Here is a 23,443-nt window from a genome sequence, read left to right on the forward strand (position 1 = left end):
TGAAATCAAGTCCATCTGGATGTCTTTTTATTGTTCTTGTATTGATTTTTTATTGAATGACAGCTCTCTATTCATTTTATTTTTCATCTATTCATTGTGTTGCTATACTAGGAATATACTCTAAGAAGGTAGGTTATCTCATGGATTTAATCCAACAGCTCGTTATCTTATTATTTATCAGTACGATTATTTACACGATCGATGTAAAGCAATATTATTTTCCTGTACCAGTCGTACTTGTTTTGATTGGAATGGGCCTTTCTTTTCTACCATTATTTACTGGGTTTTCGACTTCAAAGGACATACTGTATGAAGTTTTCATTCCTGGTCTATTATTTGTTTCTGCCTATCAATATTCGGCGAAGGCATTCAAGAAAAATGCTGGGTTGATTATCACCTTAAGTACATTGGGAATGGTCGCCACTGTTTTCTTACTAGGTATCGCTATTTACTATACAACAGCACTATTTCAACCGTTTAGTTGGAGTATCTCTTTACTGTTAGCTGCGATTCTTGCGCCAACTGATCCTATATCGGTTGTATCTATCTTAAAAAACAGTACAGGTTCTAGAGATATTCCTGATGTCCTTGAGGGTGAATCCATGTTAAATGATGGGACAAGCGTCGTCATGTTTACTGTGTTTTTATCAATGGTCGAGTCGGGCAGTAAATTTTCCGCCCTTAACTTTATCCAGAATTTTGCCTTTGTTGCTTTCGGCGGGGTTCTTGTTGGTCTTGTGTTTGGTTGGATTCTAAGTCAAGCTGTCCACATCACTGCTCATCGTGAATATCAAGTCATGCTAAGTGTATTGATTGCATATGGTAGCTTTATGCTAGCAGAGTATTTTGGATTTTCCGGTGTGCTTGCAACTGTTGTATCGGGTATGATTCTTTCTAACACCTTTTCTAAAAAAGACAAAGAAGCACCGTTTAGGGATGCTTTAGGTGGTTTCTGGAATGTGATCAATCCTATATTATCCTCTATCTTGTTTCTTTTCATAGGGATACAGGCGATGGCCTACATTGATTTCACATACTGGCAATTAGCTTTTATCGTTTTTGTTTTATCCATTATCGCTCGGTTCTTAGTACTAGTGCTCACCTTATTTTCCGTACCAAAATGGCGCGCGAAGTTCGAACATATACGATCAGGTATTGTGATGTTATCATGGGCAGGCATCAAAGGCTCTATGTCCGTTGTCTTGATTCTTTGGACGATCGATAGTTCTGTTGGAGATAATGCCACACTGGTTTCACTAGCTTTTGCTTCGATACTGATTTCATTCACGATTCAAAGTATTGGCATCTATCCTTTGACGCAAATTATGCATCATAGTAAAAAAAGTTGATCTTATTTTCTAAAATAGCCAAAAAAATGCAAGGTAGACAGCTAAGTTTCTACCCTGCATTTTTTTGTACTTTACTATTTCACTTTTGAATCAATCGTGATCGTTACTGGTCCATCGTTGATAAGTGACACTTTCATATCTGCACCAAATTGGCCCGTCTCAACAACAATTTCTTGCGCACGTAATTTTTGATTAAAAGATTCATATAACGGTATTGCCTTATCCGGTTTTGCCGAAGCAGTAAAGCTTGGTCGATTACCTTTTTTTGTATCTGCCAATAGCGTAAATTGAGAAATAGAAAGAATAGAACCTTCTACTTGTTTCAAAGATAAATTCATCTTACCCTCTAAATCTTCAAAAATCCGCATGTTGCTTGCCTTTTTGACAAGATAATCGACATCTTCTTCGGTATCCTCTTCACTAATACCTACCAAGATCATTAAGCCCTTTTCGATAGCCCCAATGATTTCTTGATCAACTTTAACTTGCGCTTCAGATACGCGCTGTATAACCAAACGCACGAACGTCACTCCAATCATCAATCTGTTATTTACTAAGAAGTGATTCTCTTAACAGAGTACACATCTGGAATCGATTTGACCTTGTCTACAATTTTTTCTAACTCAAGCAAATTTTGAATGCCGATCGTCAAACGGATAATAGCCATTTTGTTGTTATCGATTCTGCCATTTACATTGCTCAACTGTCCAGTTTGCGAATTGATCACTTGTAGTACTTCATTCAAAAGTCCTGAACGATCATATCCTTGAATTTGTAGTTCAGCATTGTAATTCTTTTCAGTACCAGCAGATTCCCATTCTACGTCGATTAAACGCTGATTGGCATCATCAGAGGCATGAACATTCGGACAATCGATCCTGTGGATAGAAACACCTCTACCTCTTGTAATATAGCCGACGATGGTGTCTCCTGGGACTGGGTTACAACATTTACTCAAACGAACCAGTAAATTGTCTGCACCTTGGATGACTACGCCACCCTCGTGTTTGATCTTCATTTTTTCAGGTTCTTTTTTCTTTTTCAATTCGATTGGGTGGTGCTCATCCAACTGAACGGCTTTTTCATCACGTTCTTTTCTAAGTTTCTCGGTTAGCCTATTTGCCACCGTCACAACCTTGACTTCTCCAAAGCCGATTGAAGCGTAAAAATCATCATTGTGTTGATAATTAAAACGTTCAGCCACTTTTTGAACGTTATCTTTTTTCAAAACCTCTTTAGGACTGAAACCTAATTCAGTGATTTGCTTCTCAAGCATGTCTCTACCACGCTCAACATTTTGTTCTTTTTCTTGCGTTTTGAAAAATCGTTTGATTTTGTTTCGTGCTTTAGATGTATTGACATAATTCAACCAGTCGCGACTTGGACCAAATGAGTTAGAAGAAGTCAACATATCTACGATGTCACCATTTTTTAATTTATAATTCAGTGGTACGATTTTTCCATTTACTTTCGCTCCCATTGCTTTGTTACCTACTTCGGTATGCACATGAAAGGCAAAATCAAGCGTACTAGATCCTGATGGTAATTCCATCACATCCCCTTTAGGGCTGAACACATACACTTTGTCTTTAAAGATATCTTGCTTGATAGAATCCATAAAATCATTTGCATCATTGGATTCACTTTGCAATTCAATAATATCTCTAAACCAAGAAATATGCTGAGACATGTCATCATTATCAATTTTTTCGGTGATACCTTCCTTATATGCCCAGTGAGCTGCTACACCATATTCAGCGATTTCGTGCATTTTGACCGTTCTAATTTGTACTTCTAACGGTGTCGCATTCGGTCCGAGTACAGTTGTGTGTAGCGATTGGTACATATTAGCTTTTGGCATAGCGATATAATCTTTGAAACGACCTGGCATTGGTTTCCATCTTGTATGAATGGCCCCTAAAACGCCATAACAGTCTTTGATCGAATCAACGATTACTCTAATTGCTAGCAAATCGTAAATTTCATTAAATTGCTTTTTTTGATGCTTCATTTTTTTATAAATAGAATAGATATGTTTAGGGCGACCTGTAATTGTTGCTTTGATGCCTAATTCTTCAACCGATTCGACGATCGCACTTTTGGAATCCTCTATATAGCGCTCTCTATCTTCTCGTCTCGAGTTCATCAAATGAACGATTCGGTAATATTGCTGGGGATTCATATATCTCAAAGAAGTATCTTCAAGTTCCCATTTGATCCGACTGATCCCTAAGCGGTCGGCTAATGGTGCATAGATTTCCAACGTTTCTTTTGCAATGTCACGCTGTTTTTCAGGGCGGTGGTGCTTCAATGTTCTCATATTATGAACGCGGTCAGCTAGTTTAACCAGAATCACTCTAACATCCTGGGCCATCGCTAACAGCATCTTACGATGATTTTCAGCCTGATGTTCTTGTTTGGATTTGAATTTTATTTTACCTAATTTCGTTACACCATCTACTAGATCAGCAACCTCAGGTGTGAAAATATTGGCGATATCCGCATAGCTATAATCGGTATCTTCAATTACATCATGTAGAAATCCGGTAGCGACTGTAACAGGATCCATTTTGAGGTCTGCTAGAATACCTGCTACTTGAACAGGATGCATGATGTAAGCTTCTCCTGACTTGCGACTCTGACCTCGGTGTGCTTCTTCTGCCAAATCATAAGCCTGTTTAACAAACGTTACATGTTTACTGTTCATGTAAGTTAAACAAAGCGCTATAACTTCTTGAGGAGTATAGTCTTTTTTCTGTGACATAGATCCTACCTTCTTTTCTCATGATTTCATTGGATAGTGTATTGTTCATTATATAATAGAATTTGGTTAAAACTGATAATAAAACCAGCACTTATACAGTGCTGGTTCTAAGTGTATTATACCGTTTTTTTACCGTTTTTTCAACTAGGCTTAGTGCTCTAACTTCTAATTAGTAAGTTTCCGAACCTTCTACACCTTCAAGCAAGGCAATGCCGTTAGACGTACCAATTCTAGTTGCGCCAGCTTCAATCATTGCTTTAGCATCTTCGTATGAACGAACACCACCAGAAGCTTTCACTCCCATGTCAGGTCCAACAGCAGTACGCATCAATTTAATATCTTCTGGCGTAGCACCACCTGTTGAAAATCCAGTTGACGTTTTAACAAAATCTGCTCCCGCACGTTTGGCAATTTCACATGCTCTAATTTTCTCATTTCGATTCAATAAAGCTGTTTCAATAATCACTTTAACAAGTGCTTTACCTTCAGCAGCCTTCACTACAGCTCTAATATCGTCATGAACAAGTGCAAAGTCTTCACTTTTCATTGCACCGATATTGATGACCATATCTACTTCATCTGCTCCATCAGCAATGGCTTTTTTTGTTTCAGCTACTTTAACTTCTGTCTTATTGGCACCTAAAGGGAAACCAATAACTGTACACGTTTGGACATTTGTTCCATTAAGCAAATCTGATACATATGAAACCCATGTAGGATTAATACAAACTGCCTTGAATGCATATTTCTTTGCATCCAAACAAGCCTGTTGAATCATTGAATCTGTTGCTTCCGGTTTAAGAACTGTATGATCGATATAGTTTTTCAAATTTTCCATTAATCATTTCCTACTTTCTAAAATTAGTTTTATCTATTTAAAAATCAACATTTCTTAGTCTTCTTCTGGCTTGATTGCAATAATCGCTACCCAATCGCCCATTTGATTCACTTGATGAATCTCAAATCCGTTCTCTTTCAAGCTTTCCAGTACTTCATCTTTCTTTTCAGAAATAATGCCTGAGGATAAAAATTGACCGCCGGGCTTCAGATTTTTAAATGCATCTGGAATGAGCATCAAAATGATTTCTGCTAAGATATTGGCTACAATAATATCTGCTTGGACATCGATTCCTTTAAGTAAATCATTCGGTCTTATTTGGATGTCTGCATCTAATTCATTCAAATTGACGTTATCTAAGGCAGATTTCACTGCGACATCATCTAAATCATATGCTTGAACAGTTTTCACGCCTAAAAGTGCACTAGCAATCGTAAGGACGCCTGAACCAGTACCCACATCAAGAATCTGTTCTCCACCTCTAATCATTGTCTCTAAAGCTTGCAGACATAATTGGGTTGTTGGATGCGTACCTGTTCCAAAAGCTAAACCTGGATCCAAGAAGATGATTTTCTCATCATCATGTTTTTTCGTATACTCTTCCCACTGCGGTACAATCGTCATGTATCTCGTAATCGAAACTGGGTGGTAGTACTTTTTCCAAGCATTAGCCCATTCTTCTTCGATCACGTCTTCCGTCTCAACCAAGAAATCTACTACATCTAGCTCATACTGTTTTAACGCTTCGATTCTATCGATCAAAGCTTGTTTCGTCTCTTCAGAAGCATCTTTTCCGTAGAAGTAACCTTTGATCAATACACCATCTGCCGGGAAATCTTTTTCATCCAAAGCCCAGAGTGTATCGAAACCGTATTCCGGAAGCGATAGAAAGTCATTTCTATCAGAAACGGATACACCCGCTGATCCTAATTCTACTAAGATATTAGATACCGCTTCCGTTGCCTCTCTATTGATATGAACCTTATATTCTTTCCACTCCGCCATTTACTTCATCCTTTTTAATTTGATCTAAAAATGATTTTTCTTCATCTAACATCATTTGTAATTTTTCTTCATTATACCGTTGGATTGATTTCATTGTTTGGATCGACCCTTCAAAATCATGCGTATTCCAAATCAACTTGAATTCACCAGTTACATCATCGGTTGCAAAACTTTCCAAATCTGTGATACCTGTTTCCACAACGATATTTAGATACTTGATAAAAGCATCTACAAAGCCTTTTTCAATTCCTCTATGACTATCCATAATAACCGCTTCTAAATAATTTTGTGGTTTAACATGTGAGTAGGCTGGATCATAAAAGCAAACAACATCTTCAAACTGGATCATACCTGGCATATTAGATTTTCCAGTAATATCTTGAACCTGCAATGAGTCATCTACTTCGACATTGAATGTGACGTAGACTTCAATCAATCTTTTCTTTGTATTTTTAACCACTTTCCATTGGAAAACGGGATAAATCAATTTTAATTCATCATCTATATATGTTGCAAGATCCGATTTCAAATCAAGCCCTCCTAAATTGTGCGTCAGTTCATTCTAACACAGTCTTCCATCCATTATCTACGGAAACCTTTCCAACCTTTCTTGAAACAAAAGGATTTCCAACCACCGTATATCTAAGCGGTGCATCCGTCCATTTTCCTTTATTCGGAATACCAATTCTTGGAGATGTCCCAATTTGATTGGGGATTTTTCTGCTAGTACTTTCGATAAATAAGGGTTCAGAAAAGATGCTGTACCCGTCATCCGTTAATTCGATTCCCATTGCTTTTGTCAGCTTTCCCGGACCATTGGTTAATTCTCTGCCATGCTTCAAACGATTCTCTTGCATGACTGTTATACCTTCATACGGCTCAATGGCTCTTATCAAAACAGCCTGTGGTACACCTTCAGGTTGTGTCACCACATTCAGCATTCGATGAGTATGCATACTATAAATATAAATTGTTCCAGCTGATTCATACATAGATGATACCCTAGGTGTTTTTCTCCCATTAAAAGTATGAGCGGCTTCATCTTCGACACCTAAATAAGCTTCTGTTTCTACGATCCAACCGGATACTCTTCCTTTATCAGTCTCTTTTACGACTAAACAGCCTAATAGCTGCCTAGCTATTTCTTCTGTACTTACATGATTGTAAAAGTCTTTATAATACATTATTATCTCTCCTTACCGAAAAATATGCATAGAAAAAGCATGCTGTTAGACAACATGCTTTGGAATTTTATTCTGAATCTGAATTCGTATTTCTATTATTAACTTGAATTTCAAGGACTCTACGATTCTTAACTTCAAGCACAGTAACATCCATGTTTTGATAAATAAACTGATCACCTTCAAAAGGAACTCTATTTAATTCTTCAATCACAAATCCACTTACTGTGTTTGAGATAAATTCGTCTGAGTGTTCCAAGTGGAATAAATCAAATAATTTATCTAATTTGGCTGTACCTTTGATTTTATAACTTTCGCCTTCGACGATTTCAAAAATCTCTTGTTCAATAACGTCAGATTCGTCCCAAATTTCTCCTACGAGTTCTTCAAGAACATCTTCCATTGTTGCAATCCCTACAGTACCACCATGTTCATCCGTTACAATTGCCATATGCGTCTTTTTAAGCTGCATTGTTCTAAGCAAACGTGAAAGGTTCATAACAGGCGGAACAAATATGACTTCTTTGATGATCGTCAATATCGACGTTTCCTTACCTGTCCGTTCTTTGGCTTTTAAATAGCGATTAAAGTCTTTTTCATGCAATATCCCTACGACATGATCGATCGTATCTTCATACATAATCAACCTTGAAAAATTGTGATTGCTAAACAATTCTTCAATTTTACTATCATCCTCATTCACGTCGCATCCAACAACGTCAACTCGGGGCATTAATATCGTAGAAACTTCAAGATCATCGAATTCAATAGCTGATCTTACCAGCTGATGTTCATGATCTTCGATACTCCCGCCAAGTTCGGCTTGATCTACCATAGATAACAACTCATCTTCACTGATCGTTTCCTGACCGTCAAAATCAAATAACCGGTCTAAAAGCAATCTCCACTTTTCGAAAAACCAGATAGCTGGTCTAAATAAAGTCATCAATACTAACAATACTGGAGAAGCAAATTTGGCGATCGTTTCTGATTTCTCTTTGGCAATGGTTTTTGGTGTGATTTCTCCAAATATCAATACGATAACCGTGATGACGATGGTTGCAATTGTTGCACCATACGTTGGAAACCACCTTACAAAAAGCAATGTTGCAATTGCTGAAGTCGCAATATTCACAATGTTATTACCAATCAGAATCGTTGATAGAACTGAGTCAAAACGCTCAGCCATGTGAAGTGTTCTTTTCGCCTGTTTATTTCCGTTCTCAGCCTCATTTTTTAATCTTATTCTGTTTGCTGACGTAAATGCCGTCTCAGAAGATGAAAAGAAAGCTGATAATACTATTAAAACTAACAAAAGCACTATACTGGTTAAATCTCGACTGTCCATTAAGCTGGACTTCCCCCTTTATTGTTCTTTAAAGAGTATTGTATCATATAATCATTCAAATAATATGAAATACAATACTTTTATGAATTATTTAACTTTTCTAATATAATATCCCTAAAAATAACGAGCATTCGTCCTTTTTAGATTGCATATTTACACTTTGTCAAACGTCTGAATCTATTATATACTAAACTTGTTTAATTTGAAAATGCTTGAATGAAAAAGAACCGAAAGACAATGCGCTCACGCGTTTTATTTTCAAAAGAAGTTCGAATTGAAATCTTTAGATTCCGTCAAGAAAACTAGATTAATCGCTAGTTTCAAATACATTATTTAAGATTCAGCAAAGTAAAAAGGTGCTAACATTATCGTTAATGTTGGCACCTTTTTGTTGTTTCTATTGTTTATTCGTCATCTAAGTTCAATACTGCCATGAACGCTTCTTGAGGAATCTCAACGTTACCGACATTCTTCATACGTTTTTTACCAGCTTTTTGTTTCTTGAGCAGTTTTTGGCGTCTTGTTACATCTCCACCGTAAAGCTTAGCCGTAACATCTTTACGATAAGCTTTTACAGTCGAACGCGCAACAATGTTTTGACCAATAGCCGCTTGGATCGGAATCTCAAATTGTTGACGAGGGATCGTTTCTTTCAACTGTTCTACGACTGAACGTCCTCTAGCATAAGAGAAGTCTTTATGCACGATAAAGCTCAATGCATCGACAGTTTCTCCGTGAATCATAATATCCATCTTCACTAGGTTACTTTCTCTATAACCTGCTTCAGAATAATCAAGTGAGGCATATCCTTTTGTACTTGATTTCAATCGGTCAAAGAAATCATAAACGATTTCAGAAAGTGGGATATAATAAGATACATTTACCCGAATATCATCAAGGTATTCCATCGTTAGAAATTCTCCACGTTTACGTTGAGCAATTTCCATAACAGCGCCAACATAGTCATTTGGAACCGTAATGACAGCTTTAACGTAAGGTTCTTCCACAGACTCGATTTCTTGAGGTGTTGGCATATCCGCTGGATTGGATACGGTTATTTTTGAGCCATCTGTTTTATTGATATGGTAAATAACCGATGGTGCCGTTGTGATCAAATCAAGATTGAATTCACGCTCAAGTCTTTCTTGAATAACGTCCATGTGTAGCATCCCTAAAAATCCACAACGGAATCCAAAGCCTAATGCTTGAGAAGTCTCTGCTTCATATTGTAGAGCTGCATCGTTTAACTGTAATCTTTCTAATGCTTCTCTTAAATCTTCATATCTAGCTGAGTCAGTCGGATACATCCCACAGAATACCATAGGATTCATATGACGGTACCCAGGCAATGCTTTTGTAGTTGGGTTACTCGCTAAGGTCACAGTGTCCCCTACGCGCGTATCACGGACGGTTTTGATATTAGCTGTAACATAACCTACATCCCCGACCATCAAATAATCTCTAGAAAGTGGCTTAGGAGAGAAAATACCAAGATCTGTTACTTCAAACGTTTTACCATTACTCAAAATTTGAATGGTATCACCTTTACTGAGCACACCGTCCATTACACGGATATTCAATACAACACCACGATATGGATCATAGGCTGAATCAAAAATCAGCGCTTGAAGCGGGTTATCAATATCGCCTTCAGGAGCAGGTACCTTTTGAACGATTTGTTCTAAGATATCTTCAATACCGATACCAGATTTTGCGCTTGCTAGTACAGCTTCGCTTGCATCTAGACCAATAATATCTTCAATCTCAGTTCTTACACGTTCTGGATCAGCTGCCGGTAAATCGATTTTATTGATGACCGGTAGAATCTCCAATTCGTTTTCGAGTGCTAAATAAACATTTGCCAATGTTTGTGCTTCTACGCCTTGAGCAGAATCGACAACTAAAATTGCCCCTTCACAAGCTGCTAGACTTCTCGACACCTCATAGGTAAAGTCGACGTGTCCTGGTGTATCAATTAAGTGCAAGATGTATGTTTCGCCATCTTTAGCGGTATATTGTAATTCAACTGTATTTAGTTTAATAGTGATTCCACGTTCTCTTTCAAGATCCATAGAATCCAATAACTGATCTTGCATTTCGCGATCAGCTACAGTATGTGTCTGTTGTAAAATACGGTCAGCCAAAGTTGACTTCCCATGGTCAATATGGGCAATGATTGAAAAATTTCTAATTTGTTGTTGTCTCTTTCGAGCTTGATTTTTATCCATTATATAAAATCCTCATTCCTTCGTCTTCACAAACGTTCTCTTCATTATACCAACGATGAGAATAGAGTACAATCAAATTCAAAACTATATACAAAGAGACGGCCTCTCAGCCGCCTCCTTATCGATTATTTGTGTTTGTCTTTAAACACGTCTTTCACTTTCGAAAAAAATGTACCTTCATCTTGTTCTATAATTTCATCATAGTTGCTGACTTCAGCAAATTTTCTTAATTGTTCTGCTTGTTGTTGGTTGATTTCTTTTGGAATCTGTACGCTAACGGTAATGTGTTGATCTCCATTACCAGTCCCACGTAATTTCGGTGCGCCTTTTCCTCTTAATCGGAAAGTTGTACCGGGTTGTGTTCCAGAAGGGATTTTGAATTTCACTTTTCCGTGCACAGTTGGCACTTGCAATTCATCCCCAAGCGTCGCTTGAACCATGTTGATTGGTAATTCATAATAAATTTCTGAACCGCGACGATCAAACTCTTTCGAACCGGCTACTCTGAATACAACGTAAAGATCTCCGTAAGGCCCGCCATTTTTACCAGCGTCTCCTTGGCTTTGTAGACGCATTTGGTTACCGTCTTCTACTCCAGCAGGTACAGTCACTTTGACAGAGTGTTGTTCTTTTGTATGACCAGAGCCATGACAAACATCACATTTCTCTTTGATTTCTTGACCTGTACCCTGACATGTTGGGCATGTTTGTTGTGTCATTACGCGACCAAAGGGCGTGTTGCGTTCCACGTTAATGGCACCTGCGCCACCACACTGAGAACAAGTTGAAGGACTCGTGCCTGGTTTCGCACCATCTCCACCACAGTTCTTACATTCTTCTTCTCGCTTGTAACGAACCGTTGTTTCTTTACCAAAAATGGCCTCTTCAAATTTCAAATCTAATACATACTGTAAATCGTCACCTTGCATTGGTGCGTTAGGATTGCGTGAACGACGTCCGCCGCCACCGAAGAATTGGTCGAAGATGTCTTCGAATCCTCCACCACCAAATCCGCCAGCGCCACCGAAACCGCCGCCGCCAAATCCACCACCAGCACCAAAGTTAGGATCCGTTGATGCGTGACCATATTGGTCATAAGCTGCACGTTTTTGATCGTCACTCAAGACTTCATAGGCTTCTGTGATTTTTTTGAACGTTTCATCAGCATTTGCTTCTTTACTGATATCTGGATGATGCTTTTTTGAAAGTTTTCTATAGGCTTTCTTTATTTCGTCTTTAGAGGCATCTTTTGAAACCCCTAAAAGATCATAAAAATCTTCTTTTCCTGCCATGTTGATCCTCCATACTCTAAAGAGTTACTAGATGTCGTTCTTCTATATGACTATACTACAATCCGAATAAAAAGCCAAAAGCACTAAGCTTTGGCTTTTTATCGTATCAGACTATTCTCATTTTAACAGATGACTGATCGTCTTATAGCTAGACTAGCCATTTTGAAAAGTCTTCTTATTTTTCTTCGTCGTCGACTTCTTCAAATTCAGCATCTACAACACCGTCGTCTGAAGGTTCTCCTTGAGCACCAGCAGCTTCACCTTCACCTTCAGCGTCTGCTTGTTGCGCAGCAGCTTGTTCGTAAAGTTTCACTGACATTTCTTGAACGATTTCATTCAAAGCATCTCTTTTCGCTTTGATTTCTTCAAGGTCATCGTTTTCTAGGGCAGTTTTTAATTCGTCACGTGCATCTTCTGCTTTCTTGATGTCCGCTTCGTCAACTTTACCGTCTAGATCTTTCAACGTTTTGTCGATTTGGAAGACTAACTGATCTGCTTCATTACGTACTTCAACTTCTTCTTTACGTTGTTTGTCAGCTTCAGCATTTTCTTCTGCTTCTTTTACCATACGTTCAATCTCATCATCAGAAAGACCTGAAGAAGATTTGATCGTAATGTTTTGTTCTTTACCTGTACCTAAATCTTTCGCAGATACATTTACGATACCATTTTTATCAATATCGAATTTAACTTCGATTTGAGGCACACCACGTGGTGCAGCAGGGATATCAGTTAATTGGAAACGACCCAATGTTTTGTTATCTTTAGCCATTGGACGTTCACCTTGTAATACGTGTACATCTACAGCTGGTTGGTTGTCAGCAGCTGTTGAGAATGTTTGTGATTTACTTGTTGGGATCGTTGTATTACGATCGATCAATTTAGTAAATACGCCGCCCATTGTTTCAATACCAAGTGATAATGGTGTAACATCTAGCAATACGATATCTTTAACATCACCAGAGATAACTCCACCTTGGATTGCAGCTCCCATCGCAACGACTTCATCAGGGTTTACAGAACGGTTTGGTTCTTTATCTGTTTCTTTCTTAACAGCATCGACAACAGCTGGAATACGAGTAGATCCACCAACTAAGATTACTTGATCGATGTCAGATTTAGAAACACCAGCATCTTTAAGTGCTTGACGAACAGGTTGTTTCGTTCTTTCAACTAAATCATCAGTGATCTCATCAAATTTCGCACGTGTCAATGTCATTTCCATGTGTAATGGACCTGCATCCCCTGCACTGATGAATGGTAAGCTGATTTGAGTTGAAGAAACACCAGAAAGGTCTTTTTTCGCTTTTTCAGCAGCATCTTTCAGACGTTGTAAAGCCATTTTGTCTTTAGCAAGATCTACGCCGTTTTCTTTTTTGAATTCTGCAACAAGATAGTCGATGATTTTTTCGTCAAAGTCATCCCCACCTAGCAAGTTATCTCCAGCAGTAGATAATACTTCGAATACGCCGTCTCCTAGTTCAAGAACAGACACATCAAATGTTCCGCCACCTAAGTCAAATACTAAGATTTTTTCGTCTGTATCTACTTTATCTAACCCATAAGCTAGTGAAGCAGCTGTTGGCTCATTAACGATACGATCAACTTCTAATCCAGCGATTTTCCCAGCATCTTTTGTTGCTTGACGCTGTGAATCGTTGAAGTAAGCAGGTACTGTGATTACAGCATTTGTTACTTCTTCGCCTAGATAATCTTCAGCGTATGCTTTTAAATGTTGCAAAATGAACGCAGAAACTTGTTGAGGAGAATATTCTTTTCCTTCTGCTTCAACTTTGAAGTTTTCACCCATATGACGTTTGATAGAAATCACTGTGTTCGGGTTTGTGATTGCTTGTCTTTTAGCAACTTCCCCTACTTGAATTTCTCCATCTTTAAAAGAGACAACTGAAGGTGTTGTACGATTTCCCTCTTTATTTGGAATAATCTTAGATTCTCCACCTTCAAGTACTGCTACAGCAGAGTTTGTTGTTCCTAAATCAATACCAATAATTTTACCCATTGTATACTCACCTTTACTTTTTAATATTTTTTGTTTTTAACATTGAACGCTATGATTAAAGTGTTACAGAAACTTTTGCTGCACGAAGTACACGATCATTTAGTTTATAACCTTTTTCAAATACTTGTGCAACGATATTACTAGCTTGACCGTCTTCAGCTGGCACCTGTGTGTAAGCTTCATGAATATTCGGATCAAAAGGTTGTCCTTCTGCTTCGATTACTTCGATGCCTTCAGATTTAAGTGCATGATTGATACTTTCTACAACCATTTCAATCCCTTTTTTAAGGTTCTTACCTGCTTCATCTTCAACATGAATCGTTAAAGCTCGCTCCATGTTGTCTAAAGCTGGCAATAGCTGTTTAGCCAAATCTTGAGAACGATAGCGTGTGGCTTGTTCTCTTTCTCTTTGATTACGCTTTTGAATATTTGCTAATTCTGCTTGAAGTCTGATATAGCGATCTTGCGCTTCTTCAAGGGCTTGTTTTGTCTCTTCTAATTCTACTTGAAGAGGATCCTTATCAGAAACTTCGTTTTCATTTACCTCTGTGTCCACAACTTGATCAGTTATTTCTTCATCTGGCTGAATGTTTTTTTCTTCGTTGTTCGTTTCCATCTTAGTCCCTCACTTTTACATCTTTATTCTAAATAAAATCTTAATAGGTTTGCAGATAGCTGTTTTCTAAATGCTTCAAGAACACCAAAAGTCTGATCATACGGCATACTTGTCGGTCCTAGCACGGCAATAATACCATCGCCATGACCATCCACCTTATAAGTAGCTGTCACTAAACTGAATTCGTCAAACAACTCATGATTGAGTTCACTGCCGATCTTCACTTCAAAGTCTTGTGTGACTTTGCTTAACATGCTGTTTAGATCAACATCATTATCTAGCAATTCGTATAAAGATTTCAACTTTTTGCGATCCATATTTTCTGTGAAATCAAGTAGATTCATCTTTCCTGATACGTGCAAGCGCTCTTCTTGTGATTGTCCGAAAACATTTTGAATCGTTAAGAGCATATCACTAGCAGAAGCAGCATATTGGTTGATCAGAAGCGGAATATCGTTTTGAAGTTTTTGATAGACCTCATATAAAGATCGTCCTACTAGATGTTCATTAAAAATATTGGTAACTTTTTCAATATCCGATTCATTTACATGTTTCGGTATTTGAAAAACGGTATTTTCGATAGCACCTGTATCTGTCTGTATAATCGCCATCACTTGCTGATTGTTCAACAACACAAGTCTGAAGCCAGTCAGTTTACTTGTTCTTCCCTGAGGGCCAAGTACAAATGCTGTATAGCTTGTTAACTGCGACAATAATTGAGCGGACTGATGAAATAAATCATCCATTTGACGAACGTGACTGTCAAATGCGTTATTGATCATAATGATTTGATCCCTTTCGACTTTTTTAGGTCGAATAAGATGATCGACATAAAATCGATAACCTTTTAAAGAAGGTATCCTACCTGAAGAAGAATGCGTCTTTTCAATAAAGCCCACTTTTTCCAGATAACTCATTTCATTTCTGATCGTTGCAGAGCTAGCATCAATATTTGTTTCATTGACTAATCTTTTAGATCCTACAGGCAGACTAGTCGTCGTATAAATCCTGATAATTGTTTCTAAAATCGTCAACTGTCTCTTGGTCAACATGTGCATCATCTCCCTAAGCACGTTAGAGACATTCATTTTTATCATTTTTTCGTTAAATTAGCACTCGACTTAACCGAGTGCTAACACAACTATAATTTAACAAATGATCCTAAACTTGTCAACTATTAAATTTGATTTATTTTGACCTTTGATAAAATCGCTCTTGAATCTTCCTCATCTTTGACCAATTGTGCGATCAAAGCCTCTTTAGAATCATAATTTTCTTCATCTCTTAAATACTTAACCCACTTGATTCGCACGTTTTCACCGTAGATCTCTTGGCTAAAATCGAATAGATTAACTTCAACGGATATATCTTTTCTATAGCCAAAGGTCGGATTATAGCCAATAGATGCCATGCCGTCAAACCATTCTTCGTTTACACACATTTTAACCGCATAGACACCAATACGTGGCATATACACATCAGGATCTGAAAGTACGTTTGCTGTAGGATAACCGAGTGTTCTTCCTCTAGCTTCACCGTGAATAACAAATCCGGTTGTTTCGTAGATGTAACCTAACAACTCATTCGCTTCGTCGATCTGACCCTGTTCAATGTTTTGACGAATTCTTGTTGAACTGATTTTCTCATTTGAAGCAAGTTGTTCTTGTATTTTATGAATCTCAAATCTTCCTTTAGCATATTGATCGAGAGTATTCATATTGGCTTGATTTGATTTACCATAAGTATAATCAAATCCAGCAACTACTGCTTTCGCATGCCAATCGACAATATATTGATCTACAAAAGATTGAGGATCGAGCGTACCGAAACTCGACGTAAAATCTACTTCATATAAAATATCGATTCCCGTTTGCTCTAACAATGCTTCTTTTCTTTTCAGTGGTGTCAAATAGTAATGGTAATCAGGATCAAATTTTCTATAAACAAATGCTGGATGTCTGTTAAATGTCATCAAAGCTGCTTTTAATCCTTTTTCCTTAGCTAATTTCACACCTGCTTCTATAACGGTCTTATGTCCTCTGTGAACGCCATCGAAAAATCCTAGTATCAACACGATATCTTCTGGATAGATTTCAGATGGGTCATAAGGATGATGTATTTTAATAATTTCCATATTGGCACCTACATTTCTGTTCTTAATACTTTGACCGGTTTGAGTAAACCTGTCTTTATTGGATGAAGATCATAAATTGCTACGGCTTTATGATCGTAAAGAAAGACCACTGGATACTCAGCAAATGCAGGTAGTCTCTCTTGTTCAAAGACAGATCCGTTCTTCACTTTTAACCATTCTTCTTCTGTTAATTGATAACTTGTAAAGGATGTTAAAGCAGTCTCTAATGGTCTTAATAGCTCACCAATTTGATCATGGTCAACTGCCGTTTGAACTTCACTAAGCGTCACAGCTTGAGCGGATTCATAGCCACCACTCTGCGTCCGAACAAGATCAGACATATGCGCCGGATAGCCAAGCAGTTCGCCTGTATTCACCGCTAATGTCCGTATATAAGTTCCTTTACTACAGGATACCTTAAAGGTAAACGAACAGGTTTGATTTTCATCGTTAAATACAAGATCAGAGGTACGTTCATAACCGTGAATCATCACTTGTCTTGAAGGACGTTCAATCACTTCCCCTGCTCGAGCATACTCATATAAACGTTTTCCGTTCACTTTAACAGCCGAATACATAGGTGGTATTTGTGTGATCTCGCCTGTCAAAGATTGGATGGCTTTATCAACTGCTTCTACAGTAAGTTCTGAGCCAACGCTTTTCTTTTCAACGAGCTCACCAGAACGATCTTCTGTTGTCGTTGAATAACCAATCGTCACTTCTCCTTCGTAAGTTTTGCCAGTATTTACCATGTACTCGAGTACTTTTGTCGCTTTTCCAATAGCGATTGGCAATACCCCTTCTACATCAGGATCTAGCGTGCCAGAATGACCAACTTTTTTTGTTTTTAGTATTTTTCTCAATTTGAACACACAGTCGTGACTGGTCATGCCTTTTTCTTTCCATAAAGGTATGATACCTTCCATACTCATTCCTCCAGTAATCATTCATCCCAGTATACCATATCCCTATGTATAACGATTGAACGTGGAAAAAGAGAACCACTGCCAGTTACGACAATTGATTCTCTTTCCACTTCAATCAATCATTGGTGATAAACCTTCGTTAATGCTTAGTCAGAAATTAGTCTTGGCTTTTCAATTGATTTAATAATTCATCAATATGACTACCATAGGCTACAGATTCATCACGAGCAAAGAACAATTCAGGTGTTTTATGAATCGTCAATCGACTGCCCAATTCTTTTCTGATCAGTCCTTTTGCTTTTTCTAAACCTGCTTGCGTTTCAGTAATTGTCTGCTCATCATCTTTTAAGGTACTGTAAAAGATTTTAGCTTGTTGCAGGTCTCCGGTAACTTCAACATCGGTTATCGTGATGCCTTGCACACGAGGATCTCTTACGCGTTTTTGTAAAATATCATTGATTTCTTTTTGAATTTCTTGGGAGACTCGCCCAACTCTATAATTTGGCATACTTGCTCACCTATCCTTAATATCTATTCTAACAAAGTCCATCACTTAAATGATGGTTGTTACCATCATATTAGGATTTTCTTTCGATTTCAACCATTTCGAATGCTTCAATAACATCGTCTACCTTGATGTCGTTATATCCTTCAATCGTGATACCACATTCAAAACCATTTCTTACTTCTTTAGCATCGTCTTTGAAGCGTTTCAAACTTGATAGTTCTCCTTCGTACTGAACGATTCCGTTACGTACTAAGCGGATAGAACTACTACGTTTGATGACACCATCACTAACGAAACAACCTGCGATCGTACCGACTTTAGAAACAGCATAAGTTTCACGAACTGTTGCTTGGCCAGTCACTTGTTCTTCGAATTCAGGGTCTAGCATACCTGTCATCGCAGCTTCGATTTCATCGATAGCATTGTAGATAACACGGTGTGTTCTGATATCTACTTCTTCTAAATCAGCACTTTCTTTCGCTTGAACAGTCGGACGAACATTAAACCCGATAACGATTGCCGAACTTGCAGATGCAAGGGTAACATCGCTCTCGTTGATTGCCCCTACTCCAGTGTGAATAATATTAACTTTCACACCTTCAACTTCGATTTTCTTCAAGCTTGAAGCCAATGCTTCAACAGACCCTTGAACGTCTGCTTTTACAATAACGTTCACTTCTTTGATTTCGCCTTCTTCAAGACTTTCAAATAAGTTTTCAAGGGTTACTTTGTTCATTTTAGAACGATTAGCTTCAGTCGCAACTGTTGCTCTTGATTCTCCGACTTGTCTTGCTGTCTTCTCATCTTCAAACACAACGAAGCGGTCTCCTGCTTGAGGTGTAGTGTTTAGTCCAGTAATTTCAACTGGTGTTGATGGAGAAGCAGTTTTCACACGACGACCTTTATCATTCGTCATAGTACGAACACGACCGAACGTATTCCCTACAACAATTGGATCTCCCTGAGCCAATGTACCTTCTTGGACAAGTAATGTCGCAATCGGTCCTTTTGCTTTATCTAATCTTGCTTCAATCACTGAACCAATTGCTTGGCGTTTAGGATCAGCTTTCAATTCTTCAACTTCAGCGACTAGTAAGACCATGTCTAATAATTCATCTAAGTTTTTGTTGAAGAGTGCAGAGATTTGAACGAAAATCGTATCGCCGCCCCAATCTTCTGGTACTAATTCATATTCTGTTAATTCTTGCATAACGCGGTCTGGATTCGCTCCAGGTTTGTCCACTTTATTTACTGCTACGATAATTGGAACTTCTGCAGCTTTGGCGTGATTGATCGCTTCAACTGTTTGTGGCATAACACCATCATCAGCTGCAACAACGATAATCGCGATATCTGTTACATCAGCTCCACGTGCACGCATTGTTGTAAATGCCGCGTGACCAGGCGTATCCAAGAAAGTGATTAATTTACCTTTTTCTTCTACTTGGTAAGCACCAATATGTTGCGTGATCCCACCGGCTTCTCCACCAGTAACGTTTGTGTTACGTAACGTATCAAGTAAAGTCGTTTTACCGTGGTCAACGTGTCCCATGATTGTAACAGTTGCTGGACGTGTAACAAGATTTTCTTCAACGACTTCTTTATTGAAGAAGTTATCAAAGTCCGTCATATCCACTTGTACTCTTTCTTCTGTTTCAATACCATAATCAGAAGCTAGCAATTCAATCGTATCTCTATCCAGAGAGTGGTTTTGAGTCGCAACGACACCCATCATGAATAATTTTTTAACGATTTCAGCTGGCTCACGGTGAATTTTCTTAGCAATATCTGCTACTGTATTACCGTCAGTGTACTCAAGTACTTTAGGCAACTCTTTATTCTTACGTGGTGTTGCCGGTACTTGTGAAGGCTGGTGATTTCTTTTCCCTTTACGTTTTCTTCCGCCTGCTGGTCCACCATTGATTCCACGGTGTTGGCGAGAGTTACGTTTTTTAGACTGTTGGAACTGTTGTTTCTGTTGTTCATCAGTCGTTCTTTTTTGAACTGCTGGTGCAGCTTTAGCTGGTTGTGTTGATTTCTTTGTATCTGTATTTGGTTTTTTTGTTGCTCGATTTTGAGATTGTATGTTGTTTTGTCCTTTACTATTTTGAGATTTGCCAGTTCCATTTTGTGCACCATTCTGTTTAGGTGCTGGTTTTCTGGCAGAGTTGTTTGTTGAATTTGCATTGCTATTATTATTTTGATTAGCGCGATTATTTTGCTGCGCAGGTTTTGATGCTGGTTTGCTTGCTGCATTATTAGAAGCAGAGGGTTGACTCTTTTGCGTAAATGCTTTACTCAATTTATCAACATCGCCATCATTCATTGTAGACATGTGGCTTTTGTAATCAATACCTAATTCTTTAGCTTTTTCAATGATTTTCTTACTCTCGATGTTCTTTTCTTTTGCGAATTCATAGACGCGTTTTTTGCCCATGCAATCACCTTCCTATTCCTATTATTGCAATTTTTGAAGGGACCGTGCAAATCCTCCGTCTGTAATGGCAGCGACTGTTCGTATCTTCCCTATGGCGTTAGAGATTTCATTTCTATCGAAATCCACGCGCACAGGGATACTATAGTGCTCACATTTATTCAAAAATTGCTTTTTCGTGTTTTCACTAGCATCAGATGCCAATATGACAATCTTGGCTTGGCGACTTCTAACGGCGTTGAGAACGATCGCTTCACCTGAAATCAAGTTACCCGAACGTTGTGCCAATCCCATTAGATTCATGCTTTTTTGAACGTTATCCATTTTTTAATTCCATTCTAGCTTTCTGGTATTCTACATATTCAAGCAATTCTTCGTAAAAAGAGTCTTCTACTTTTGTATTAAGCGCCTGATTTAACACTTGTCTGCTCTGAGCTTTCTTTACTAACTCAGGGTCAAGAGAGATATAGGCTCCTCTTCCATTTCGCTTACCAGTAGGGTCTAAAGATACCGTTCCTTCTTTATCTCTAACCACACGTACCATTTCTTTTTTTGGTTTCATTTCATTGGATGCAACACATTTTCTCATTGGTACTTTTCGTTGCCGCATAGTCATCCCACCTTTAATGATAACACTTTTTATCCACTGATTTCATTTAATCCTAACTTCTTACTAAAAAAACTTTTAAACTCCGTAAGAATTATAAATTATCTTGATCTGTCTCTTCGACATCTTCAGTGATTTCTTGGATTTCTTCCATAGTTGCTTTTGTTTCGATTTCTTCATCCATGCCATCACGTTGCTCAGCATATTCGATCATGTCTTCCATGTCTTCAGGGTTTAGTTCTCCCTGTTCGAAGTCAGTATCTTCAACTGGCTCACCTGGTTGATCCATATCCATAGGTACTTCATTCGCATAAAGATCAGAATTCACGTTGTCCGTTTCTGTTACTTGGATTTCATCAACATCTTGCATCTCTACACTTTCTGTTGCATCAAAGAATGATTGCTCAGCACTTTCAAGCGCATCTACTTCTTGTTCAGCAACTTCTTCGCCTTCGTTCAAAGCTTCAAAGAATGAATCATTTTCCAGTTCTTCAGAAGTTTCTTCCAATTGAGCCATATCGCTTTCTGACTTGATATCAATTTTGAATCCTGTCAATTTAGCAGCAAGACGAACATTTTGTCCTCTTTTACCAATAGCCAGTGATAGTTGATAATCAGGAACGACTATAACACAGCTCTTGTTTTCTTTATCAAACATGACTTCAAGCACTTGAGCTGGATTTAAGGCATTTTTGATAAAGATGGAAGGATCTTCATCCCATTCAACAATATCCATGTTTTCGCCATTTAATTCATTTACAATCGCTTGAACACGCGCACCTTTAGGTCCAACACAGGTTCCGACAGGATCAACGTTTTCATCACGTGACATTACTGCGATCTTAGAGCGATCTCCTGCCTCACGCGCGATAGAAATGATTTCAACTGTACCATCAAAGATTTCTGGTACTTCTTGTTCGAATAGTCGTTTGATCAAGTTGGGGTGCGTTCTACTTACAAAGACTTGCGGTCCTTTAGTAGAGTTCTCAACGTTACTCACATACACTTTGATTCTATCATGCGTACTATAACGTTCATTTTCAATTTGATCGCGTTTAGAAAGAACGGCTTCAACTTTGCCTAAATTGATGTAAATGAAACGATTGTCTTGTCTTTCGACAGTTCCCGTCATTAAATCATCAGCGTATTCAATATATTCGTTGTAGACGATTGAACGCTCTGCTTCACGCATTCTTTGCATGATAACTTGTTTTGCTGTTTGGGCTGCAATTCTACCGAAGTTTTTTGGTGTAACTTCAAAACGAATTTCATCGCCAATTTCGTAAGCTTTGTTGATTTCAAGTGCATCTGTCAAGCTGATCTCTAATTGAGAATCATAGACTTCCTCAGACACTTCTCTGACTTGATAGACTTTTATTTCTCCATTGTCATCATCGAAAACAACTTCTACATTTTGAGAAGTTCCATAGTTTCTTTTATAAGCAGAAACTAATGCAGCTTCTAATGCATCAATAACGATTTCCTTGGAAATGCCTTTTTCTTTCTCAAGCGTTTCAAGGGCTGCTGCTAACTCTTTACTCATTATTCTACTCCCTTAATCTGAATTATTCATCTATTGTCTTACAGGTTGCAACTGGCGCTTAAAACTTGATTGCTAACCTTGCTTTTGCAATATTGGTTCTATCGATCGTCAGTTCTTTCTCTCTTGTCTTGATTCGAATGACAAGACTGATCGTATCGTCAGTTACTTCTTTCAATGTTCCTTCAAAGATATTTTCTCCATCGATCTGCTGATATAACGACACATGAATGTATTGTTCAACAGCATCTCTAAGATCTTTATCTTTCTTCAAAGGTCTCTCTGCACCAGGTGAAGACACTTCTAGATAATATGGATGCGGAATTGGATCGGTTTTCTGTGAATCTAGCGCTTCTCCTATTTTCTCGCTAAATCGAGTGCAATCGTCGAGATCAACGCCACCTTCTTTATCGATATAAATACGTAAGAACCAGTTCTTACCTTCCTTGACATACTCTACATCTACTAATTCATAACCCAGCTCTGCAGCCACCGGGTCGGCAATAGCTGTTACTTTATCTACTGTACTCAAAAAGCATCTCCTCTCAATATATGATCGTTAAATTTTTCATTAAAAAGAGTGAGCGGGATACGCTCACTCTCGAAGAATATTCCTTTACACACTAGTTATTTTAGCATAAATTGATTTTTCA

General features: G+C 38.1%; 21 protein-coding genes. 1 reads left to right on the forward strand and 20 read right to left on the reverse strand.

Annotated features, from left to right (window positions below; translation table 11 throughout):
- The first annotated feature begins 140 nt into the window (after positions 1–140).
- Positions 141–1,349, forward strand: a complete 1,209-nt coding sequence (locus J5J05_RS05390) for a cation:proton antiporter (RefSeq protein ID WP_208559648.1) — start codon at positions 141–143, stop codon at positions 1,347–1,349.
- Between the two features lie 74 nt (positions 1,350–1,423).
- Here J5J05_RS05390 and dtd read toward each other — a convergent pair whose 3' ends face one another.
- The 20 genes from dtd to rimP all read right to left on the reverse strand — a co-directional run bounded on the left by dtd (position 1,424) and on the right by rimP (position 23,322).
- Positions 1,424–1,870 carry a D-aminoacyl-tRNA deacylase gene (gene dtd, locus J5J05_RS05395; protein WP_208559649.1) on the reverse strand — a complete coding sequence of 149 codons (447 nt, stop codon included), beginning with the start codon at positions 1,868–1,870 and terminating at the stop codon, positions 1,424–1,426.
- A 32-nt stretch (positions 1,871–1,902) separates the two neighbouring features.
- Positions 1,903–4,113 carry a RelA/SpoT family protein gene (locus J5J05_RS05400; RefSeq protein WP_208559650.1) on the reverse strand — a complete coding sequence of 737 codons (2,211 nt, stop codon included), beginning with the start codon at positions 4,111–4,113 and terminating at the stop codon, positions 1,903–1,905.
- A gap of 169 nt (positions 4,114–4,282) precedes the next feature.
- Complete coding sequence (gene deoC, locus J5J05_RS05405; RefSeq protein ID WP_208559651.1) at positions 4,283–4,951, reverse strand: deoxyribose-phosphate aldolase; 669 nt, start codon at positions 4,949–4,951, stop codon at positions 4,283–4,285.
- A 54-nt stretch (positions 4,952–5,005) separates the two neighbouring features.
- On the reverse strand, positions 5,006–5,956 hold the full coding sequence (prmA, locus tag J5J05_RS05410; RefSeq protein ID WP_208559652.1) for a 50S ribosomal protein L11 methyltransferase: 951 nt from the start codon (positions 5,954–5,956) through the stop codon (positions 5,006–5,008).
- Complete coding sequence (locus tag J5J05_RS05415) at positions 5,934–6,485, reverse strand: DUF3013 family protein (RefSeq protein WP_208559653.1); 552 nt, start codon at positions 6,483–6,485, stop codon at positions 5,934–5,936. Before J5J05_RS05415 ends, prmA begins: the two co-directional genes overlap by 23 nt.
- Before the next feature lie 28 nt (positions 6,486–6,513).
- Positions 6,514–7,140: a DNA-3-methyladenine glycosylase gene (locus J5J05_RS05420; protein WP_208559654.1), complete on the reverse strand. Its 627-nt coding sequence runs from the start codon at positions 7,138–7,140 to the stop codon at positions 6,514–6,516.
- A gap of 67 nt (positions 7,141–7,207) precedes the next feature.
- Positions 7,208–8,485, reverse strand: a complete 1,278-nt coding sequence (locus J5J05_RS05425) for an HlyC/CorC family transporter (protein ID WP_208559655.1) — start codon at positions 8,483–8,485, stop codon at positions 7,208–7,210.
- 404 nt (positions 8,486–8,889) lie between these two features.
- Positions 8,890–10,713, reverse strand: a complete 1,824-nt coding sequence (lepA, locus tag J5J05_RS05430) for a translation elongation factor 4 (protein ID WP_208559656.1) — start codon at positions 10,711–10,713, stop codon at positions 8,890–8,892.
- A gap of 125 nt (positions 10,714–10,838) precedes the next feature.
- Positions 10,839–12,005 carry a molecular chaperone DnaJ gene (gene dnaJ / locus J5J05_RS05435; protein WP_208559657.1) on the reverse strand — a complete coding sequence of 389 codons (1,167 nt, stop codon included), beginning with the start codon at positions 12,003–12,005 and terminating at the stop codon, positions 10,839–10,841.
- A 175-nt stretch (positions 12,006–12,180) separates the two neighbouring features.
- Positions 12,181–14,025 carry a molecular chaperone DnaK gene (gene dnaK, locus J5J05_RS05440; protein ID WP_208559658.1) on the reverse strand — a complete coding sequence of 615 codons (1,845 nt, stop codon included), beginning with the start codon at positions 14,023–14,025 and terminating at the stop codon, positions 12,181–12,183.
- 55 nt (positions 14,026–14,080) lie between these two features.
- The gene (gene grpE, locus J5J05_RS05445; protein ID WP_208559659.1) at positions 14,081–14,641 is read right to left on the reverse strand and encodes a nucleotide exchange factor GrpE; all 561 of its coding nucleotides are present in this window, start codon (positions 14,639–14,641) and stop codon (positions 14,081–14,083) included.
- Positions 14,642–14,664: 23 nt separating this feature from the next.
- A complete protein-coding gene (gene hrcA / locus J5J05_RS05450) occupies positions 14,665–15,693 on the reverse strand; it encodes a heat-inducible transcriptional repressor HrcA (protein WP_208559660.1) in 1,029 nt (342 codons plus the stop codon).
- A 125-nt stretch (positions 15,694–15,818) separates the two neighbouring features.
- The gene (gene ribF / locus J5J05_RS05455) at positions 15,819–16,775 is read right to left on the reverse strand and encodes a riboflavin biosynthesis protein RibF (protein WP_208559661.1); all 957 of its coding nucleotides are present in this window, start codon (positions 16,773–16,775) and stop codon (positions 15,819–15,821) included.
- Between the two features lie 8 nt (positions 16,776–16,783).
- Positions 16,784–17,701 carry a tRNA pseudouridine(55) synthase TruB gene (truB, locus tag J5J05_RS05460; RefSeq protein ID WP_208559662.1) on the reverse strand — a complete coding sequence of 306 codons (918 nt, stop codon included), beginning with the start codon at positions 17,699–17,701 and terminating at the stop codon, positions 16,784–16,786.
- Positions 17,702–17,858: 157 nt separating this feature from the next.
- Positions 17,859–18,209, reverse strand: coding sequence for a 30S ribosome-binding factor RbfA (rbfA, locus tag J5J05_RS05465; protein WP_208559663.1), 351 nt, complete (start codon positions 18,207–18,209; stop codon positions 17,859–17,861).
- Positions 18,210–18,279: 70 nt separating this feature from the next.
- Positions 18,280–20,646 carry a translation initiation factor IF-2 gene (gene infB / locus J5J05_RS05470; protein WP_208559664.1) on the reverse strand — a complete coding sequence of 789 codons (2,367 nt, stop codon included), beginning with the start codon at positions 20,644–20,646 and terminating at the stop codon, positions 18,280–18,282.
- Positions 20,647–20,667: 21 nt separating this feature from the next.
- Positions 20,668–20,967 (reverse strand): L7Ae/L30e/S12e/Gadd45 family ribosomal protein, encoded by a 300-nt coding sequence (locus tag J5J05_RS05475; RefSeq protein WP_208559665.1) that lies wholly within the window; start codon positions 20,965–20,967, stop codon positions 20,668–20,670.
- Positions 20,960–21,253, reverse strand: coding sequence for an RNase P modulator RnpM (gene rnpM, locus J5J05_RS05480; RefSeq protein WP_208559666.1), 294 nt, complete (start codon positions 21,251–21,253; stop codon positions 20,960–20,962). The genes J5J05_RS05475 and rnpM overlap by 8 nt, the downstream gene beginning before the upstream one ends.
- A 91-nt stretch (positions 21,254–21,344) precedes the next feature.
- A complete protein-coding gene (gene nusA / locus J5J05_RS05485) occupies positions 21,345–22,793 on the reverse strand; it encodes a transcription termination factor NusA (RefSeq protein WP_208559667.1) in 1,449 nt (482 codons plus the stop codon).
- 58 nt (positions 22,794–22,851) lie between these two features.
- On the reverse strand, positions 22,852–23,322 hold the full coding sequence (rimP, locus tag J5J05_RS05490) for a ribosome maturation factor RimP (RefSeq protein WP_208559668.1): 471 nt from the start codon (positions 23,320–23,322) through the stop codon (positions 22,852–22,854).
- Between the last annotated feature and the right edge of the window lie 121 nt (positions 23,323–23,443).

This window comes from Marinilactibacillus kalidii (genome assembly GCF_017599325.1).
Classification (GTDB): domain Bacteria; phylum Bacillota; class Bacilli; order Lactobacillales; family Carnobacteriaceae_A; genus Marinilactibacillus; species Marinilactibacillus kalidii.

What these genes read in the sequence shown, in the direction of transcription:
- dnaK (WP_208559658.1), bottom strand. Translation starts at nt 14,025, where the DNA reads ATGGGTAAAATTATTGGTATTGATTTAGGAACAACAAACTCTGCTGTA.
- ribF (WP_208559661.1), bottom strand. Translation starts at nt 16,775, where the DNA reads ATGGAAATTATTAAAATACATCATCCTTATGACCCATCTGAAATCTAT.
- J5J05_RS05400 (WP_208559650.1), bottom strand. Translation starts at nt 4,113, where the DNA reads ATGTCACAGAAAAAAGACTATACTCCTCAAGAAGTTATAGCGCTTTGT.
- hrcA (WP_208559660.1), bottom strand. Translation starts at nt 15,693, where the DNA reads ATGTTGACCAAGAGACAGTTGACGATTTTAGAAACAATTATCAGGATT.
- J5J05_RS05475 (WP_208559665.1), bottom strand. Translation starts at nt 20,967, where the DNA reads ATGGATAACGTTCAAAAAAGCATGAATCTAATGGGATTGGCACAACGT.
- dnaJ (WP_208559657.1), bottom strand. Translation starts at nt 12,005, where the DNA reads ATGGCAGGAAAAGAAGATTTTTATGATCTTTTAGGGGTTTCAAAAGAT.
- truB (WP_208559662.1), bottom strand. Translation starts at nt 17,701, where the DNA reads ATGGAAGGTATCATACCTTTATGGAAAGAAAAAGGCATGACCAGTCAC.
- deoC (WP_208559651.1), bottom strand. Translation starts at nt 4,951, where the DNA reads ATGGAAAATTTGAAAAACTATATCGATCATACAGTTCTTAAACCGGAA.
- J5J05_RS05425 (WP_208559655.1), bottom strand. Translation starts at nt 8,485, where the DNA reads ATGGACAGTCGAGATTTAACCAGTATAGTGCTTTTGTTAGTTTTAATA.
- prmA (WP_208559652.1), bottom strand. Translation starts at nt 5,956, where the DNA reads ATGGCGGAGTGGAAAGAATATAAGGTTCATATCAATAGAGAGGCAACG.
- infB (WP_208559664.1), bottom strand. Translation starts at nt 20,646, where the DNA reads ATGGGCAAAAAACGCGTCTATGAATTCGCAAAAGAAAAGAACATCGAG.
- grpE (WP_208559659.1), bottom strand. Translation starts at nt 14,641, where the DNA reads ATGGAAACGAACAACGAAGAAAAAAACATTCAGCCAGATGAAGAAATA.
- nusA (WP_208559667.1), bottom strand. Translation starts at nt 22,793, where the DNA reads ATGAGTAAAGAGTTAGCAGCAGCCCTTGAAACGCTTGAGAAAGAAAAA.
- rnpM (WP_208559666.1), bottom strand. Translation starts at nt 21,253, where the DNA reads ATGCGGCAACGAAAAGTACCAATGAGAAAATGTGTTGCATCCAATGAA.
- J5J05_RS05420 (WP_208559654.1), bottom strand. Translation starts at nt 7,140, where the DNA reads ATGTATTATAAAGACTTTTACAATCATGTAAGTACAGAAGAAATAGCT.
- rbfA (WP_208559663.1), bottom strand. Translation starts at nt 18,209, where the DNA reads ATGCCAAATTATAGAGTTGGGCGAGTCTCCCAAGAAATTCAAAAAGAA.
- lepA (WP_208559656.1), bottom strand. Translation starts at nt 10,713, where the DNA reads ATGGATAAAAATCAAGCTCGAAAGAGACAACAACAAATTAGAAATTTT.
- J5J05_RS05390 (WP_208559648.1), top strand. Translation starts at nt 141, where the DNA reads ATGGATTTAATCCAACAGCTCGTTATCTTATTATTTATCAGTACGATT.